Origin of the sequence: Micromonospora rosaria (assembly GCF_001567585.1) — a bacterium.
Lineage (GTDB): Bacteria > Actinomycetota > Actinomycetes > Mycobacteriales > Micromonosporaceae > Micromonospora > Micromonospora rosaria.
Map to the genome: position 1 here is coordinate 1 of NZ_LRQV01000151.1, position 15,280 is coordinate 15,280.

A 15,280-nucleotide genomic window follows, 5' to 3' on the forward strand; every position below is an offset into this window, starting at 1 on the left:
ACGATCCCGAGGCGACCGGCGTGATCCCGCGCGACGACCCGGAGGCGACCGGGGTGATCCCGCGCGACGACCCCGAGGCCACCGGGGTCATCCGCCGCGACGACCCGGAGGCGACCGGGGTGCTGCCCCGCTCCGACGTCGACGCGACCCGGTTCATTCCCCGGCAGGGCGGCTCGGACACCGCCTCGACCCGTCGCTCGGACGAGGCCGGACAGTAGCCCGCGCGGGGTGCCGCTGCTGGCGGTGGCCCCGCGCAGGTCGTGCCGGCGATGGTGCGCGCCGCGTACCATCGCCGGCATGACCTGGCGATGTTGATCCCGCACTGATGGTCGGCCCCGCGGGCCGCCACGGACACCGGTCGTCCGGTGTCCGTTTCGTCCCTGCGGGAAGGCCCCATGTCGCTCACCCCTGCCCGCGTACCCGAGCGGGCGGTCCGCCGCCTGGCGGGCACGCTCTACGGCTACGCGTTCTGTACTGACCTCGTCCTGCTCTACCCGGTGTACACGCTGCTGTTCAGCGACACCGGACTGTCGGTCAACCAGATCTCCTCGCTCTTCGTGATCTGGGCGGTGGCCGGCGTCGTCCTGGAGGTGCCCTCCGGCGCCCTGGCGGACACGGTGTCCCGCCGGCTGCTGCTCCGGCTGGCGCCGCTACCCGTCGCGGCCGGCTTCGCGCTCTGGGTGCTCGCCCCGTCGTACTGGTCGTTCGCGCTCGGCTTCGTCCTCTGGGGAGCCGGGTCGGCGCTCACCTCCGGTGCCCTGGAGGCGCTGGTCTGGACCGAACTGGACCGGCTCGGCGCGGCCGGACGCTACGCCCGCACCATCGGCCAGGCCCGGACCGCCGGTGTGCTCGGCGCGCTGGCCTCGGGTGTGCTCGCCGGCCCGGCCCTGGCCGTCGGCGGCTACCCGGCCGTCGGGCTGGCCAGCGTGCTGGTCTGCCTGGTCACCGCCGCCGTCGCGGCCGGCTTCCCGGAGCACGGCCGACCCCGTCACCACGCTGCCCCGACCATCCCGCCCCTCTCGGCCCCGCCCACGTCGGCCCGGACCATCCCGGCCCCGTCCATCCCGCCCCTCCCGGCCCCGCCCACATCGGCCCCGTCCATCCCGGCCCCGATCGCGTCGGCCCGGACCGGCCGGGATCGGGCGACCCCGGATCGGGGCCCGGCTGATGGGGCCGCCTCCTCGGCTCGGGCCGCCGCTGCGGAGGAGGCCGAGCTGGGCTGGTGGGGCAGCCTGCGGGCCGGCGTCGCCGAGGCCCGCGCCGACCGTCGGGTACGCGCGGCGGTGCTGCTGGTCTGCGTGGTCACCGCGATCTGGGGCGCCCTCGACGAGTACACCCCGCTGCTGGCGCTCGACACCGGCCTCGACCCGGCCGCCGTGCCGCTGCTGCTCCTGCTGATCTGGGGCGGGGCGACCGTCGGTGGGCTGCTCGCCCCGCTGGGCGAGCGGCTCGGTCCCGGCGGGTACGCCGGGCTGCTCGGCGTCGCCGCCGGGGCGCTGGCGCTCGGCGCGCTCACCCGGCACCCGGCCGGTTTCGTCGCCCTCGGCGTCGCGTTCGGCGCGTTCCAGCTCGCCACCGTGCTGGCCGACGCCCGGTTGCAGGCGCGGATCAGCGGGCCGAGCCGGGCGACGGTCACCTCCCTGGCCGGCATGGCGACCAGCCTGACCACGGTCGCCGTGTACGCCGGGTACGGCCTGGTCGCCACGGCGGGGGGCAACGCGGTGGCGTTCACCGTGGCGGCGGTGCCGTACCTGGTCGTCGCGCTCCGGCTGGCCTGGCCCCGCCGCGCCGTTACCGCACTAGCGGTGTGTAGCGAGACAGCGACTCAGCGTTCCGCTAGTGTCCCGGGGGATCTCACGACGTCCTCAGAGGAGACGACATGAACCACGGCTTCATCGCGGCCATGACCGAGGCGGGTCAGACTGCGGAGTCCCTCGCCGAACAAGTCGGTGTCGACCCGAAGACCGCCCAGCGCTGGGCGAACCCGGGCCGGGTGCCGCAGCCCCGGCACCGGGTCAGGGTCGCGGCCATCCTCAAGCGGGACATCGAGAAATTGTGGCCGGACGTCCTCAAGCGGCGGGACCCTGTCTGGTTCCGTCCCTGGGCCGACATCGAACGCGAGGCGATCGCCCTGCGCATGTTCCAACTCGCGTGGGTGCCCGGCCTGTTGCAGACCGAGGCGTACGCGCGGGCCACCCTGGCCGGCGAGGCGCTCAGCCCCGCCGAGGTCGACGGGCTGGTCGCGGCGCGACTGGAGCGGCAGAAGATCCTGCACCGGGCCCGGCCCCCGCTGCTGATCGCGGTCCTCGACGAGATGGTGCTGCGCCGGCCGGTCTACGGCGACCGGGCGCTGATGCGGGAGCAGTGCGCCCACCTGGTGCGCTGCGCGCAGCTTCCGCTGGTGCAGGTCCACGTGGTCCCGTCCGACGTCGGGATGTACCCGGGCCTCGGCGGGGCGTTCATCATCGCCGAGTTGCCCGACGGCGCACGGGTGGCCCATGTGGACAGTCAGGCGCAGGCGCAGATCATCGACAAGGCCGCCGAGATTGCTACATTGGAGCGACGGTGGGAGCTGATCCGGGGCGAGGCCCTGCCTCGGGGGCGCTCCCTTGAGCTGCTCAGGGAAGCGGAACAGTCATGGACCTGACCGGCGCGCGGTGGCGCAAGAGCACCCGGAGCGGCAACAACGGCGGTGACTGCGTGGAGGTCGCCGACAACCTGCCCGGCACCGTCCTGGTCCGGGACACCAAGGACCGGGCCGGCGCGGTCCTGACCTTCGCGCCGACCGCGTGGCGGTCCTTCGTCGCGCAGGTCCCCACCCGCACGCGGTAGCCCCCACCCGCACGCGGTAGCCCCGGCCCGAGCCCTGCGGCCTGCCCGTCCGTCCCGGCGCGGCCGGCGCCCCCCGGGGCGGGGTGCCGGCGGGCGGTCGGGTAGCTCTCGCCGGTCGTCGCCCATCCGGTACCGGACCGGATCGTCATCGGGCGGTCGCGGGTCGTCACATGCGCTCCCTGTCGGCGGCACGGCCGTCGGGACTCACGCTCCCGGCGGCCCCGCCGGAGTGGGGCTGTGCGTCGCATCCCGAGGGCGCAGGTGCCCTCTGCCTCCGCGCGGCCGGTGGTGGGAGCGCCGCAGTGGAGGTGGGGCGTGGGTGACGCCGGCCCCGAGCGTACCCCTGGACCGTCCGCAGTGCCCGCCGCCGGGCCCCGCGGACCGGTCCCCGGCGGCCGGGCAGAGGGGTGGCCGGCGCTCGCCTGCCGTCGGCCGCACTGTCGGGTTGTTTACTCTGTGCTACGCGACTGTTACGTGGCTACGATGTGCGGGCTCTGACCGGCGGCGACGTTTCCCGGCCCGTGCCGTTTCCGCCCGGCCGCCGCCCTGCTGTCGCAGATCGGGAGGGTACGTGGCCATCCGCGTCGTCGTGGTGGAGAAGATGGGCCTGCTGCGCGGGGCGCTCTGCGCCGCGCTCGCCGGTCAGCCGGACATCGAGGTGGTCGCGGCGGGTCCCGACGTGACCGAACTGCCCGCGATGGCCCAGCGGGAACGACCCCACGTGGTGGTGGTCGACCTGTCGACGGATGCCCTGGAGGAGAGCGTCGACGCGATCGCCGACGTCGACCGCGCCGCGCCCGGGGCGGTGGTGCTCGCCATGTGCGGGCGCTGGCGTCCCGACGTGCTGCGGGCCGCCGCGGCGGCCGGCGTCCGCGGCTTCCTCGGCAAGGACGGCCCGGTGGACGACCTGGTCCGCATGGTCCGGTCGCTGGCCGCCGGGGAGCGCGTGATCGACCCGGCCGCCGCGGTGGCCGCCCTGCGGCCCCCGTCCTGCCCGCTCACCCGCCGCGAGTTGGAGGTGCTGCGGACCGTCGCGGAGGGGCTGCCGCTGAAGGAGACCGCGAAACGCCTGTTTCTGGCGCACGGCACGGTCCGCAACCACCTCTCCGCGATCCTGCACAAGACGGGGGCCCGGAACCGGCTGGAGGCGATCCGTCGGGCGCAGCGCGACGGCTGGCTCTGACCACCGGGAACGGGCGTGCCCCGGCGGCTCCTCCCCGGGGCATCGCCGCCGCCCCCGGCGGCTGCTTCCCGGGGGCATCGCCGCCGCCCCCGGCGGCTCCTCCCCGGGGGTGTCGCCGTCGCCCGCCGCTCGACGAGCGGAGCGCTGCGTGTCGTGATGCAATGGTCACCGACAGTCGGGCGACTCCCTGATCGAGGCGGCGGACCCACGCCGTCCGCACCGCTGTGGAAAGGGCTGCCGTGATCCGCACCCTCCTCGCGCTCGACGGCGCCCTGGTCCGGGGCGCGTTGGCCCTCGTCCTCGACGCCCAGCACGACATCCGGGTGGTCGCCGAACTGGACCGGGGCGACCGGGTCCGGCCCGTGGTGCGGGAACACCGCCCCGACGTCGCCGTCGTCGACCTGGCCCTGCTCGAAGGGGACGTCCACGAGGCGGTCGCCCCCTGCCCGGTGCTGGTCCTCGCCGACCCCCGCCGGGCCCGCGACCTGTGCGACATGCTGGCCGAGGGCCGAGCCGTCGGCATCCTCGGCACGGACGTCGCGCCGCAGGCGGTGGTCGACGGGGTCCGCCGGCTGGCCCGGGGGGAACCGGTCGTCGACGCGGACCTCGTCGTCGCCGCGCTGGCCGAGGCGAGCCCGCTGACCGGGCGGGAGGCCGAGATCCTGACGCTGACCGCCGCCGGGTCGCCGGTCGGTGAGATCGCCGCCGCGCTGGGGCTCTCCCCGGGTACGGTCCGCAACAACCTGACCCGGATCACCCACAAGTGCGGGGCGCGTACCCGGGTCGAGGCGGTGCGGATCGCCCGGGAGTCGGGCTGGATCTGAGCCACCGTCGCGGGCCGCAGACATCGACGGCCCCGTACCCTCCACCCGGGAAACCGCCGTACCCGACCGAGGACACCCATGACCCGCAGCCCCGTACCCGCCCCCCACCCGGCCGGCCACGACCCGGTCACCGACCCCGGCTCGACGCTCTGGTACGCCGAACCGGCCACCGACTGGGAGACCCGGTCGCTGCCGATCGGCAACGGCGCGGTGGGCGCGTGTGTGCTCGGCGGTGTCGGCACCGAACGCCTCCAGTACAACGAGAAGACCCTGTGGACCGGCGGCCCCGGCTCCACCACCGGCTACGACGCCGGCAACTGGCGTACGCCCCGGCCGGGCGCGCTGGAGCGGGTCCGGGAGCGGATCGACGCCACCGGGCAGGCCGACCCCGAGTGGGTGGCCGGCGAGCTCGGCCAGCCCCGTACCGGGTACGGCGCCTACCAGAGCTTCGGCGAGGTGCTGCTGACCGGGCTGCCCACCGCCGCCACCGGGGCCGCCGCCGGGGACTACCGCCGGTGGCTGGACCTCGGCACCGCCCTCGCCGGGGTGACGTACCGGGCGGCGGGGGTCCGGCACACCCGCGAGTACTTCGTCAGCCACCCGGACCAGGTGCTCGTGGCCCGCCTCGACGCGGACGCGCCGGGTCAGGTCGGCGGCACGGTCCGGCTCGTCACCCCGGACAACCGCGCCGGCAGCTGCGTGGCCCGCGACGGGCGGATCACCTGCGCCGGCCGGCTCACCGACAACGGGCTGCGTTACGAGTCGCAGCTCCAGGTGCTGGCGGTCGGCGGCAGCCGCACCGACCACCCGGACGGGTCGGTGTCGGTCGTTGGGGCCGACGCGCTGGTGCTGATCCTCGCCGCCGGCACCGACTACGCCCCGCACCATCCCACGTACCGGGGCGTCGACCCGCATCCGGAGGTGACCGCCCGCCTCGACCGGGCCGTCCGGCGGGGCCACGCCGACCTGCGGGCGCGGCACCTGGCCGACCACCGTCGGCTCGCCGGCCGGGTGCGGCTGGACATCGGTCAGGAGCCGCCCGGCGTCCCCACCGACGAGCTGCTGCGCCGCTACCGTGCCGGGGTGGCCGGGCCGGGCCAGCGGCGGGCCCTGGAGGCGCTCGCCTTCCAGTACGGCCGGTACCTGCTGATCGCCTCGTCCCGCCCCGGCTCGCTGCCGGCGAACCTCCAGGGGGTGTGGAACCACGTGGCCGACCCGCCCTGGTCGGCGGACTACCACGTCAACATCAACCTCCAGATGAACTACTGGCCGGCGGAGGTGACCAACCTCGGCGAGACCACCGGCCCGCTCTTCGACTTCGTCGACGCCCTCGTCGCACCGGGCGAGGTGAGCGCCCGGCGGTTCTTCGGCGCCCGGGGCTGGGTGGTGCACGACGAGACCACCCCGTACGGCTTCACCGGCGTGCACGACTGGGCGACCGCGTTCTGGTTCCCCGAGGCCGGCGCGTGGCTGGCCCGGCACTACTGGGAGCACTACCTGTTCGGCCGCGACGAGACGTTCCTGCGCGAGCGGGCGTACCCGATGTTGCGGTCGCTGGCGCGGTTCTGGCTCGACGTCCTGGTCACCGACCCGCGCGACGGCACCCTGGTGGTCAGTCCCAGCTACTCGCCGGAGCACGGGCCGTTCACCGCCGGCGCGGCGATGTCCCAGCAGATCGTCCGGGACCTGCTCACCAGCGCCCGGGAGGCGGCCCGGCTGGTCGGCGACGACTCCGGGTTCCCCGCCGAGGTGGACGCCGCCCTGGCGCGGCTCGACCCCGGCCTGCGCGTCGGCTCCTGGGGGCAGTTGCAGGAGTGGAAGCACGACGGCGACGACCCCACCGACACCCACCGGCACGTCTCCCACCTGTACGCCCTGCACCCGGCCGACCAGCTCGACCCCGACCGGCATCCGGACCTGGTCCGGGCGGCGCGGACGTCACTGCGGGCGCGCGGCGACGGCGGCACCGGCTGGAGCAAGGCCTGGAAGATCAGTTTCTGGGCCCGGCTGCGCGACGGCGACCACGCCCACCTGATGCTCAGCGAGCTGTTGGCCACCAGCACCCTCGACAACCTCTGGGGCACCCACCCGCCGTTCCAGATCGACGGCAACTTCGGCACCACCGCCGGGATCGCCGAGATGCTGGTGCAGAGCCAGCACGGCGTCCTGCACGTCCTGCCCGCCCTGCCGGCCTGCTGGCCGGACGGCTCGGTGACCGGGCTGCGGGGCCGGGGTGACGTCACCGTCGACCTCGTCTGGGCCGGGGGCCGCCCGACCGTGATCACGTTGCACACCGGACGCTCCGGGCCGCTGACCGTCCGCGCGGAGCGGCTCGGCGCTCTCACCGTGACGGATACGACCGCCGGCCCTGCGGCGGCCGGCGGCGACGCCACCCCGCCGGTCGGGTCCGGCGGCGACGCGGTGGGGTCGGCCGGGTCCGGTGGCGACGCCACCGCCTCGGCCGGGTCCGGCGGGGACGCGGGGGGACCGGCCGGGTCCGGTGTCGTGCCGGTCGAGCGGGCGGGGGACCGGTTCACCGTCGACGCGCGGGCCGGGCACACCTACCGGGTCACGGTGGCCGCCCCCGGCGGGGCCGCCCCGCCGGCCGGCCCCGCCGCCGGGTCCCAGCAGCCGACCAGGTCCCGGTAGGTCGCCGACCGGTCCAGCAGCTCCGCGTGCCCGCCGAGCGTCGGTCGCTCCCCGTCGAGCACCAGCACCCGGCGGGCCCGCAGGGCGGAGCTGATCCGGTGCGCCACCACCACCAGCGTGCCGGGCCGGGCGGCGAACGCCGCCTCCACCGTCGCCTCGGCGGCCGGGTCCAGGTGGCAGGTGGCCTCGTCCAGGATCACCAGCGGCGCGGGGGCCAGCCAGGCCCGGGCGGCGGCGACGACCTGCCGTTCCCCGGCGGAGAGCCGGGCCGGCTCGACCGGGGCGGCCAGCCCGCCGAGCCGGTCGACCAGGGCTTCCGCGCCGACCGCCGTCACCGCCGCCCGCAGCGCCGACTCGGGCGCGTCCGGTCGCAGGTACCGCAGGTTGTCGGCGAGCGTGCCGGTGAAGACGTACGCCTCCTGCGGCACCAGCACCCGCAACCCGGCCAGCGCGGCGGGCGAGGTGCCGGGCACCGGCGTACCGGCCAGCTCGACGGTCCCCGCCTGCGGGGTGACCAGCCCGGCGAGCAGGGCGGCCAGGGTGGACTTGCCGACCCCGCTCGGGCCGACCACGACCAGGTGGTCCCCGACGGGCAGGGTGAGCGAGAAGTCCGTCAGCACGGCCCGCGCCCGGGGGCCGTGCCGGAACGTCACCCGGCACAGCCGGGCCGCCACCGGGCCACCCCCGTCCCGGCCGGGCCGCGCCGGCCCGGCCGTCCCCGGTGGCCGGGCGGGGGAGCGGCCGGTGGTCGGGGCGGGGCGGTCGGCCGGCTGACCGGGGGTCGGGGCGCTGGTCAGCAGAATCCGGTCCAGGGTCACCACGTAGCGCAGCCCCCCGCCGCCGACGCCCTGCACCAGGGCGTGCAGCGCCGGTTGCAGGCCGGTGCCGACGTAGACCAGCGCCCCGAGCACCTCACCGGCGGTCAGCCCGCGTCGGACCAGCCACGGGGCGGCCAGCACCAGCACCGCCAGCGGCAGCCAGCCGCTGACCCCGAGGCTGACCCCGCGCAGCGCGGTCATCCGGGCGACGGTCCGCTCGGCGTCGGCCTGGGCGTGCACGTCGTGCGTCACGTCGGCGACCACCCGGTCACGGGCCCCGCAGGCCAGCACGTCCCGGTGCCCGGCCAGCGCGGTCGCCGCCGAGCGGCCCAGCTCCTCCCCGGCGCGCACGTACCGGCGCTGGTGGCGGGCCATGGCCGGCAACGCCAGCGCGAACAGCGTCAGACCGGCGACCAGCGGCCCGGCGACCAGGGCCGCCACCACGGGGGCCAGGGTGAGCAGGCCCAGCAGAGCCGCGCCCCCGGCGAACAGGAAGCCCCGTACCACCATGAGCAGCCCGCCGAAGGTGTCCCGGACCACCTCCACCTGGTGGGTCAGCCGGGACACCGCCGCGCTGTCCGGCGCGGCGGCGGCCCGGGTCGCGTCCCGCAGGCTCGCCCGGACCACCCGGGCGACCAGGTCGTCACGGAACGGCTCCACCACCGCGCCGAGGTGGCGGTACACCCGGCCGGTGGCCGCCGCCCCGACCAGCACCGCCACCGCGAGCACCCCGAGCCAGGCCAGGCCGGTGCCGGGCCGGCCGGCGAGGAAGCCCCGGTCCACCGCGCGGGCCAGCAGGTACCCGGTGAGCAGCGCCGGCACCGATTCGAGCACCGACCAGCCGGCGAGCCGGGCCAGCGCGGCCCGGCGGGCGCGCAGCGCCCACCAGGTCACCCGGCCCACCCCGGCCGCCGCCGCGTCCGGGCCGCTCATCCGGCCCCCCGACCCGCCGCCGACCGGGGTGCCGGCGCGTCGGCAGGGATGTCGGCCTCCGGGGCGGCGGCGGGGATGCCCGCCTCCGTCGTGGTGAACACCGCCCGGTACGCGGGGTCGGTCCAGAGCCGGTGGTGCGGGCCCACCGCGCGCAGCCGGCCCCGGTCCAGCCAGGCCACCAGGTCCGCCGCCGCCGCCGTGGCCACCCGGTGGGTGACGATCAGCCGGGTACGCTCACCGGCCCGGCCCGCCACCGCGCGGGCGACCCGCTGCTCGGTGGCGGTGTCCAGGCTGGACGTGGCGTCGTCGAGGACGAGCAGCCGCTGCGCGGCCAGCGCCCGCGCCAGCCCCAACCGCTGCGCCTCGCCCCCGGAGAGGGGGGCGTCGCCGGGCCGGGTGCGGAAGCCCTCGGGCAGCCGGGCGAGGCAGTCGTCGACCGCCGCGTCCCGGGCCGCCCGCAGCACCGGGGCGCTGGCCGGCAGGTCACCGGCCGGTGGGGCCGCCTCCGCTGCGGGCAGCGCCAGCCCGATCGCCTCGTGCACGGTCGCTCCCACCAACACCGGCCGGTCGAAGGCGTACCCGACTGCCGTGCGCAGGGCGGGATGCGACAGCTCGGGCAGGGGCACCGCGTCGAGCAGCACCTCGCCGGCGTCCGGGTCGTGCAGCCGCCCGGCGACCGCCGCGAGGGTGGACTTGCCTGCCCCCGACGCACCCACCACGGCGACCGTGGCGCCGGCCGGGACGGTCAGGTCGACCCCGTCGAGGATGGCCCGCCCGTCGTCGGCCCGGACGCCGACCCCGCGCAGCCGCAACGCGCCCCGCCCCGGCGGCAGGGACCGGTTCCCGTCCCCGGCGACCGGCTGGGCCAGCAGGTCGGCGACCCGGCCGGCGCCGGCCCGCGCGCGGACGAGCCGGTTCAGCCCGGCCAGGACCGCGCCCAGCCCCGCGCCGAGGGCCGCGTACCGGACGGCGGCGACCAGTTCGCCGGGGGTCAGCCAGCCGGCGGCGAGGGCCCACCCGCCGACCGCGACGACGGCCAGGTTCAGCAGCGGCGCGACGGCGGCGGTCCGGGCGCTGGCGCGGGCCAGCAGCCGCCAGGTGAGCCGGCCGTGTCCGGCCAGATCGGACAGGGGCGCCAGGACGCGCTCGGCCTCCCGGTCGGTGGTCGCGGCGGCGGCGACGGTCCGGGCCCCGGCGGTGCTCTCCAACAGCCGACCGGCGATCGCGCCGAGGGTGCGCTGGTACCCGCCGACGGCGGTGGAGGCGTCGGCGACGAAGGCGCGCATCAGCACCGCGACCACGGCGAGCCCGGCCAGCAGGGTCAGCCCCAGCACCGGCTCCAGCAGGGTCAACGCGACCACGCTGCCCACCGGGGGCAGCAGGGCGATGCCGGCCAGCACCACGGCGTTGCCGGCCTGTCCGGCGTCGGCCGCCTGCCCGACGAGCCGCCCCACCAGGTCGCCCACCGGGTGCCGGCGGACCTGCCGGACGTCGAGCCGGAACAGGTGCCGCAGCAGCCGGCCCCGGAGCCGGGCGGTGGCCCGGGCGGCGCCGTACCCGGTGGCCAGGTCCCCGAGGGTGTCGGTGAGGACGAGGACGACGACCAGGGCGCAGGCGGCCAGCGGCCACCAGCCGACGGTCCCGCCGAACGGCCCGCCGCCGTCGGCGGTGAGCGCCGCGTCCACGGCGAGCCCGAGCGTGGCGGGCAGCAGCAGTTCGGCGACCGCGCCGGTCACGGCGACCAGCGCCAGCCCGGCCGTCCAGCCGCTCCCGCCGCGTACCGTCTCGCGTAGCAGCCGGTTTGCCCCGGCGGTCTGGTCCATGGTGTCCTCCCGGACGCGATCGCCCCGGGCGGGTTTCCCCGCCCGGGGCGCGGCGTACTGCGGTGATCAGTTGCAGGTGGTGACGGAGAGCGAGCTGTCGCCGCAGAGCAGCAGGCTCGCCCGGCTGCCGCCGCCGGTGCGGTCGGCCGGAGCCATCTCCAGGCCCTGGAGGTCGAGGAGCGCCATGTCGTGTCACCCCCTTCCGGGACGTCGGTCGGGCTGGTCGCCCCCGCCGAGGCGGGGGAGTTCGGGTGTGCCCGGCCCGGGCGTGGGCGGGTCGGTGACCGGTGCGGGCGCGAGGAAGGGCAGGCCGGGTGGCACGGTCGAGGCCGGGTCGGCGGGGTCCGCGCCCCGGGCGGCGGTGACCGCGAGCACCACCCCGGCGGTCCCGGTGGCCAGGTCCATGGAGAGCCGCAGCAGTTGCTCGCCGGGGAAGGCGATCCCGTCGGCGTACGGCAGGGCGTGCCAGGCCAGCCGGCGGACCTGCGCGTCCAGCGCGGCGGTCCGGTCGCCGGGGCTGGTCGTGGCGGCGAGGTAGGCGATGATCCCGGCCCGGCCGGCGAAGAGCCCGGTCTGGGCGTAGAACGGGGACCGGGCCGCCCGCCGGATCGCCGGCACCGCCTCGGCGAACCGCTCGTCGGCGCGGTGCCGCAGGTACCGCTCCAGCACCAGGCCGATCCCGACACTGCCGTCACCCAGGTACGGCATGGTCCGCCAGCCCTCGTTGACCTCCAGGGCCCCGTCCGGGCGCAGCACGCAGCGGCGCAGGTCCTGCCGCAGCGCCGCCTCGGCCGCCGCCAGCAGCGCCGGGTCCCCGGTGCTCTCGTACAGGCGCAGCAGGAACAGCGCCGGTCCGGTCCGGCCGCGCAGCAACCCGGCGTACGGGTGCCGGCCACCGCTGATCTCCCCGCCGGGGTCGTCGGCGACCTGCTCGACGACCCGTTCGGCGAGCTGCCCGGCTGCCCGGCGCAACTCCGGCTCACCGGTGCGCTCGGCCAGGTGCAGCAGGTTCAGCCCGATCCCGGCCAGCCCGCCGCGCAGGCTGTGGTCGAGGTCCCGCCACGGTTGGCGCAGGCAGACGTCGACCACGTCCAGGGCGTCCTGCCGGCGGTCCAGCCCGTCCAGGGCGTACGCGACGCCGTGCAGCCCGTCGTAGAACCCGCACCGGGTGCCCGAGGGGGGCGAGGTCGCCCGCCGGACCAGCCACTGCTCGTGCTCCGGCCACCGGCCGGCGCCGCTGAGGGCGAGGGCGTGCAGCACCCCGGCGGCCCCGTGGGCGAGGTTGAGCCCGCCGCTGCGGAACTGTTCGATGTCACCGGGGAAGAGCCGGTCGTCACGGCCCGGGGTGGCGCTGGCGAGGATCGCGGCGGCCAGCCGGTCCCGCAGCACCGGCCACCGGCCGGGCGCGAAGTCCGCCTCGGTCACCCCGGGCCGGGCCGGCTCCCGCCCCCGGTCGGCCCCGCCGCCCCGGGTGGACCGGGCCTGCCGGTCGGTGCCGGCGTCGCGGTCGGCGGGCTCGGGGCCGGTTCCGGTACCCGGGTCCGGGGTGGGCCGACCGGTGATCTCCTCGACCGCCGGGGTGAGCCACTGGCGGGGCACCGGGAAGGCCCCGGCGATCACGTCGGCCAGGTGCGCGGCCTTGGCGGGGTCGAGCCGGACCAGTGGGGTCAGCGGCAGGAACAGCGCCAGGCGCAGGCAGGCCAGGGCGTACCGGTCGACGCCCGGCCCGGTCCGGTCCCGGGGCGCGGCGAAGCCCTGGTTGCGCAGGGCGGGCCGGCGGTGGCCGTCGACCGGGGCGGCCACCTCGAAGTCGACCAGGGCGACGGTGTCGTCCGGGCGGACCATCACGTTGAACAGGTGCAGGTCGCCGTAGACCAGGCCCCGGGCGTGGATCGCCTCGATCACCTCCTCGACCTGCTCGTGCACGTGCCGGGCCCAGCGGGCGTACGCGGCCCGGTCCGCCTCGGTGGCGTCCGCGTCGATCAGCGGGTACCGGTCGACGACCTCCTTGTTCAGCGCCCGGCCCTCGATGAACTCCAGGGCCAGGAAGTGGTGGTCGCCGAAGGTGAACTCGTCGTGCACCCGGGGCACCTGGGGCAGGTCCGCCAGCCGGCGCAGGCTCTCCGCCTCCCGGCGTAGCCGGGCCACCGCGTCGACCCCGTCGGCGTCCAGGCCGGCGTGCGGCCGGGCCTCCTTGAGCACCACCGTCGTGTCGGTGCGCAGGTCCCGGCCCACGTACAGGCCGCCACCGTTGGAGAAGTGGATGACCCGCTCGATCCGGTACGGCAGCTCGTCGGTACGGGCCGCGTTGCGGGCGGCCAGGTGCGGGGCGAGGAAGTCCGGCAGGGTGACCCAGGCCGGGACGTGGAAGACCGGGTCGCGCCGGTCCGGGACCAGCGTGCCGGTGTCGTCGGCGATGGCCGGCACCACCTGGCCCTGCTCCGAGACGCAGTACCGGGCGGCGAAGCCGCCGTAGCGCACGTACACCGGGCCGGCGTGGTACCGCAGGTCGCTGAGGATGTACGGGCCGGGCTCCCCGGCGAGCAGTTCGTCGAGTTCCTTGCAGACCAGTTCCAGTTCCGCCTCGTCGCGCGGGTACACCGTGACGAACTTGCCGCTGGCGTCCCGGGCGGCGTACTTGGAGTTGCGCATCAGCAGGGTGCGTGGCCCCCGCAGGACCTTGAAGGGCAGGCCGCGCGGGACGCAGTAGTCCCAGACCCGGGTGAGCACCCGCTCGGCGTTCGCCAGCCCGGCCGAGACGTGGATCTTCCAGCCCTGCTGGGGCAGCGTGCCGTCCGCCGGGGCGTACAGGAGCCAGTCACCGGTCGACTCCCGCTGCCAGCCGTCGGGCAGCGCCCGCCCGGCCGCGGCGAACCCCGGCTGCGCTGTCACGCTGCCGAGCGAGTCGTAGAACAGCCGATCCGCCGCGCAGTAGCTGTCGTAACGCTCGTCCACCACCACACCTGCCTCTCCGCTGCCCGGTCCACTGTGGCTCCGGCAAGGAAGAGTCTCGTCAACGGGACGCGGCGGCTCCAGTGTGGTAAGTCATGACGCGGGAGTGCGTGCCGCACGACCACCCATGACAGGTGTCACGGCCGGCTGGTGTGATCGGCTGACCGACCGGGGCCGGTCGGCGGCACAGGATCGGCTGTTCGGGGTTGGTCGGGGTCGGTCAGTCGGGCAGCGCGTCGAGGTAGACCCAGCGGCCGTCCTCCCGGACGAACCGGCTGCGCTCGTGCAGCGTGCCGGGCTGCCCCGCCGCGCGGTAGTGGGCCCGGAACTCGACCGTGCCGGCGCTGTCCAGCAGGCCGCCCCGCGCGGTGTCCAGGACCTCCAGCCGGACCCACCGCTGACCGGGGTCGAGCCGCAACCCGGCCGGGCGGGTCGAGGAGTGCCAGCTGCGCAGCAGGTGGTCGAGGTCGCCGACGGCGAAGGCGCTGAACCGCGACCGCATCACCTGCTCGGCGGTGGCCGCGTCGGTCGTGCCCCGGTGCAGCGGGCGGCAGCACCGCCCGTACGTCGTGCCGGAGCCGCACGGACAGGCCCGGTCCCCCTCGTCGACCGCCGCCCGGCGGACCCCACGTTTCGCCACCGGCCCATTCTCGCCGTCCCGGTCGCGCCCCCGGTCCCCGGGTACGCCGTCCGGCGGCGGACCCGCTGACCCGCCCCGGTGACCCGACGGTCACCGGGGCGCGTCAGCCGACCCGGGTGGCGAAGACGACGGTGTTGTCCAGGTAGTCGCGCCGGGCCGGGTCGAACCGTCCGCCGCAGGTGAGCAGCCGCAGCCGGGCGGTGTCGCCGGTGCCGTAGACCAGCGCGCTGGGGAACCGGTCCTTCGGGTACGACGCCACCCCGTCGACGACGAAGCGGACCGCCCGGCCGTCCGCGCGGGCCACCTCGACCGCGTCACCGGGGCGCAGCCGGCCGAGCCGGAAGAAGACCGCCGGCCCGGTCGCGCGGGAGTCGACGTGACCGACCAGCACGGCGTTGCCCGGCTCGCCCGGACTCACCCCCAACCGGTACCAGCCGGCGACCGTCGGCCGGTCCAGCGGCGGTACCTCCACCTGCCCGGCGGAATCGGCGGCGACCGGGACCACCTCGGCGCGGACCCCGATGGTCGGGATGGTGACCCGGACCGGGGCGGACCGGGGCAGCGCGGGCAGGCTCGGCCCCGGCCGGTCGTGGGGCGCGGCGGCCGGGCCCGCCGGGCCCGCCGGG

13 protein-coding genes are annotated in these 15,280 nt (G+C 76.9%); 7 read left to right on the forward strand and 6 right to left on the reverse strand.

Translation table 11 applies throughout. The annotated features are described in order from the left end of the window. The 7 genes from AWW66_RS27495 to AWW66_RS36135 form a co-directional block, all read left to right on the forward strand. Window positions 1-218 (forward strand): hypothetical protein (locus AWW66_RS27495; RefSeq protein WP_211272126.1); only part of this gene is annotated, 218 nt, incomplete at its 5' end. Window positions 219-395: 177 nt separating this feature from the next. Further along, window positions 396-1,883: an MFS transporter gene (locus AWW66_RS33085; RefSeq protein WP_083979035.1), complete on the forward strand. Its 1,488-nt coding sequence runs from the start codon at window positions 396-398 to the stop codon at window positions 1,881-1,883. Continuing rightward, window positions 1,880-2,647 (forward strand): DUF5753 domain-containing protein, encoded by a 768-nt coding sequence (locus AWW66_RS27510; protein ID WP_067372200.1) that lies wholly within the window; start codon window positions 1,880-1,882, stop codon window positions 2,645-2,647. Before AWW66_RS33085 ends, AWW66_RS27510 begins: the two co-directional genes overlap by 4 nt. Continuing rightward, on the forward strand, window positions 2,638-2,832 hold the full coding sequence (locus tag AWW66_RS27515; protein ID WP_067372202.1) for a DUF397 domain-containing protein: 195 nt from the start codon (window positions 2,638-2,640) through the stop codon (window positions 2,830-2,832). Before AWW66_RS27510 ends, AWW66_RS27515 begins: the two co-directional genes overlap by 10 nt. A 571-nt stretch (window positions 2,833-3,403) precedes the next feature. Further along, the gene (locus tag AWW66_RS27520) at window positions 3,404-4,015 is read left to right on the forward strand and encodes a response regulator transcription factor (RefSeq protein WP_083979037.1); all 612 of its coding nucleotides are present in this window, start codon (window positions 3,404-3,406) and stop codon (window positions 4,013-4,015) included. A 239-nt stretch (window positions 4,016-4,254) separates the two neighbouring features. Then, window positions 4,255-4,839, forward strand: a complete 585-nt coding sequence (locus AWW66_RS27525) for a response regulator transcription factor (RefSeq protein WP_067372204.1) — start codon at window positions 4,255-4,257, stop codon at window positions 4,837-4,839. Between the two features lie 78 nt (window positions 4,840-4,917). Next, on the forward strand, window positions 4,918-7,488 hold the full coding sequence (locus tag AWW66_RS36135) for a glycoside hydrolase family 95 protein (protein WP_067372207.1): 2,571 nt from the start codon (window positions 4,918-4,920) through the stop codon (window positions 7,486-7,488). Here AWW66_RS36135 and AWW66_RS27535 read toward each other — a convergent pair. The 6 genes from AWW66_RS27535 to AWW66_RS27560 form a co-directional block, all read right to left on the reverse strand. Next, on the reverse strand, window positions 7,401-9,239 hold the full coding sequence (locus AWW66_RS27535; RefSeq protein WP_067372210.1) for an ATP-binding cassette domain-containing protein: 1,839 nt from the start codon (window positions 9,237-9,239) through the stop codon (window positions 7,401-7,403). The genes AWW66_RS36135 and AWW66_RS27535 overlap by 88 nt on opposite strands. Next, a complete protein-coding gene (locus AWW66_RS27540) occupies window positions 9,236-11,062 on the reverse strand; it encodes an ABC transporter ATP-binding protein (protein ID WP_083979039.1) in 1,827 nt (608 codons plus the stop codon). The genes AWW66_RS27535 and AWW66_RS27540 overlap by 4 nt, the downstream gene beginning before the upstream one ends. 66 nt (window positions 11,063-11,128) lie before the next feature. Next, window positions 11,129-11,248 (reverse strand): SapB/AmfS family lanthipeptide, encoded by a 120-nt coding sequence (locus tag AWW66_RS27545; RefSeq protein ID WP_013734295.1) that lies wholly within the window; start codon window positions 11,246-11,248, stop codon window positions 11,129-11,131. A gap of 6 nt (window positions 11,249-11,254) precedes the next feature. Beyond that, complete coding sequence (gene lanKC, locus AWW66_RS27550) at window positions 11,255-14,020, reverse strand: class III lanthionine synthetase LanKC (protein ID WP_245648513.1); 2,766 nt, start codon at window positions 14,018-14,020, stop codon at window positions 11,255-11,257. Window positions 14,021-14,234: 214 nt separating this feature from the next. Next, complete coding sequence (locus AWW66_RS27555; RefSeq protein ID WP_067372213.1) at window positions 14,235-14,654, reverse strand: YchJ family protein; 420 nt, start codon at window positions 14,652-14,654, stop codon at window positions 14,235-14,237. 103 nt (window positions 14,655-14,757) lie between these two features. After that, window positions 14,758-15,280: class F sortase (locus AWW66_RS27560; protein ID WP_067372216.1), on the reverse strand; the 523-nt coding region annotated here is incomplete at its 5' end.

Excerpts from the sequence above, each read along its gene's own strand:
- AWW66_RS33085 (WP_083979035.1), top strand. The coding sequence starts at position 396 with ATGTCGCTCACCCCTGCCCGCGTACCCGAGCGGGCGGTCCGCCGCCTG.
- AWW66_RS27515 (WP_067372202.1), top strand. The coding sequence starts at position 2,638 with ATGGACCTGACCGGCGCGCGGTGGCGCAAGAGCACCCGGAGCGGCAAC.
- AWW66_RS27545 (WP_013734295.1), bottom strand. The coding sequence starts at position 11,248 with ATGGCGCTCCTCGACCTCCAGGGCCTGGAGATGGCTCCGGCCGACCGC.
- AWW66_RS27540 (WP_083979039.1), bottom strand. The coding sequence starts at position 11,062 with ATGGACCAGACCGCCGGGGCAAACCGGCTGCTACGCGAGACGGTACGC.
- AWW66_RS27510 (WP_067372200.1), top strand. The coding sequence starts at position 1,880 with ATGAACCACGGCTTCATCGCGGCCATGACCGAGGCGGGTCAGACTGCG.
- AWW66_RS27535 (WP_067372210.1), bottom strand. The coding sequence starts at position 9,239 with ATGAGCGGCCCGGACGCGGCGGCGGCCGGGGTGGGCCGGGTGACCTGG.
- AWW66_RS36135 (WP_067372207.1), top strand. The coding sequence starts at position 4,918 with ATGACCCGCAGCCCCGTACCCGCCCCCCACCCGGCCGGCCACGACCCG.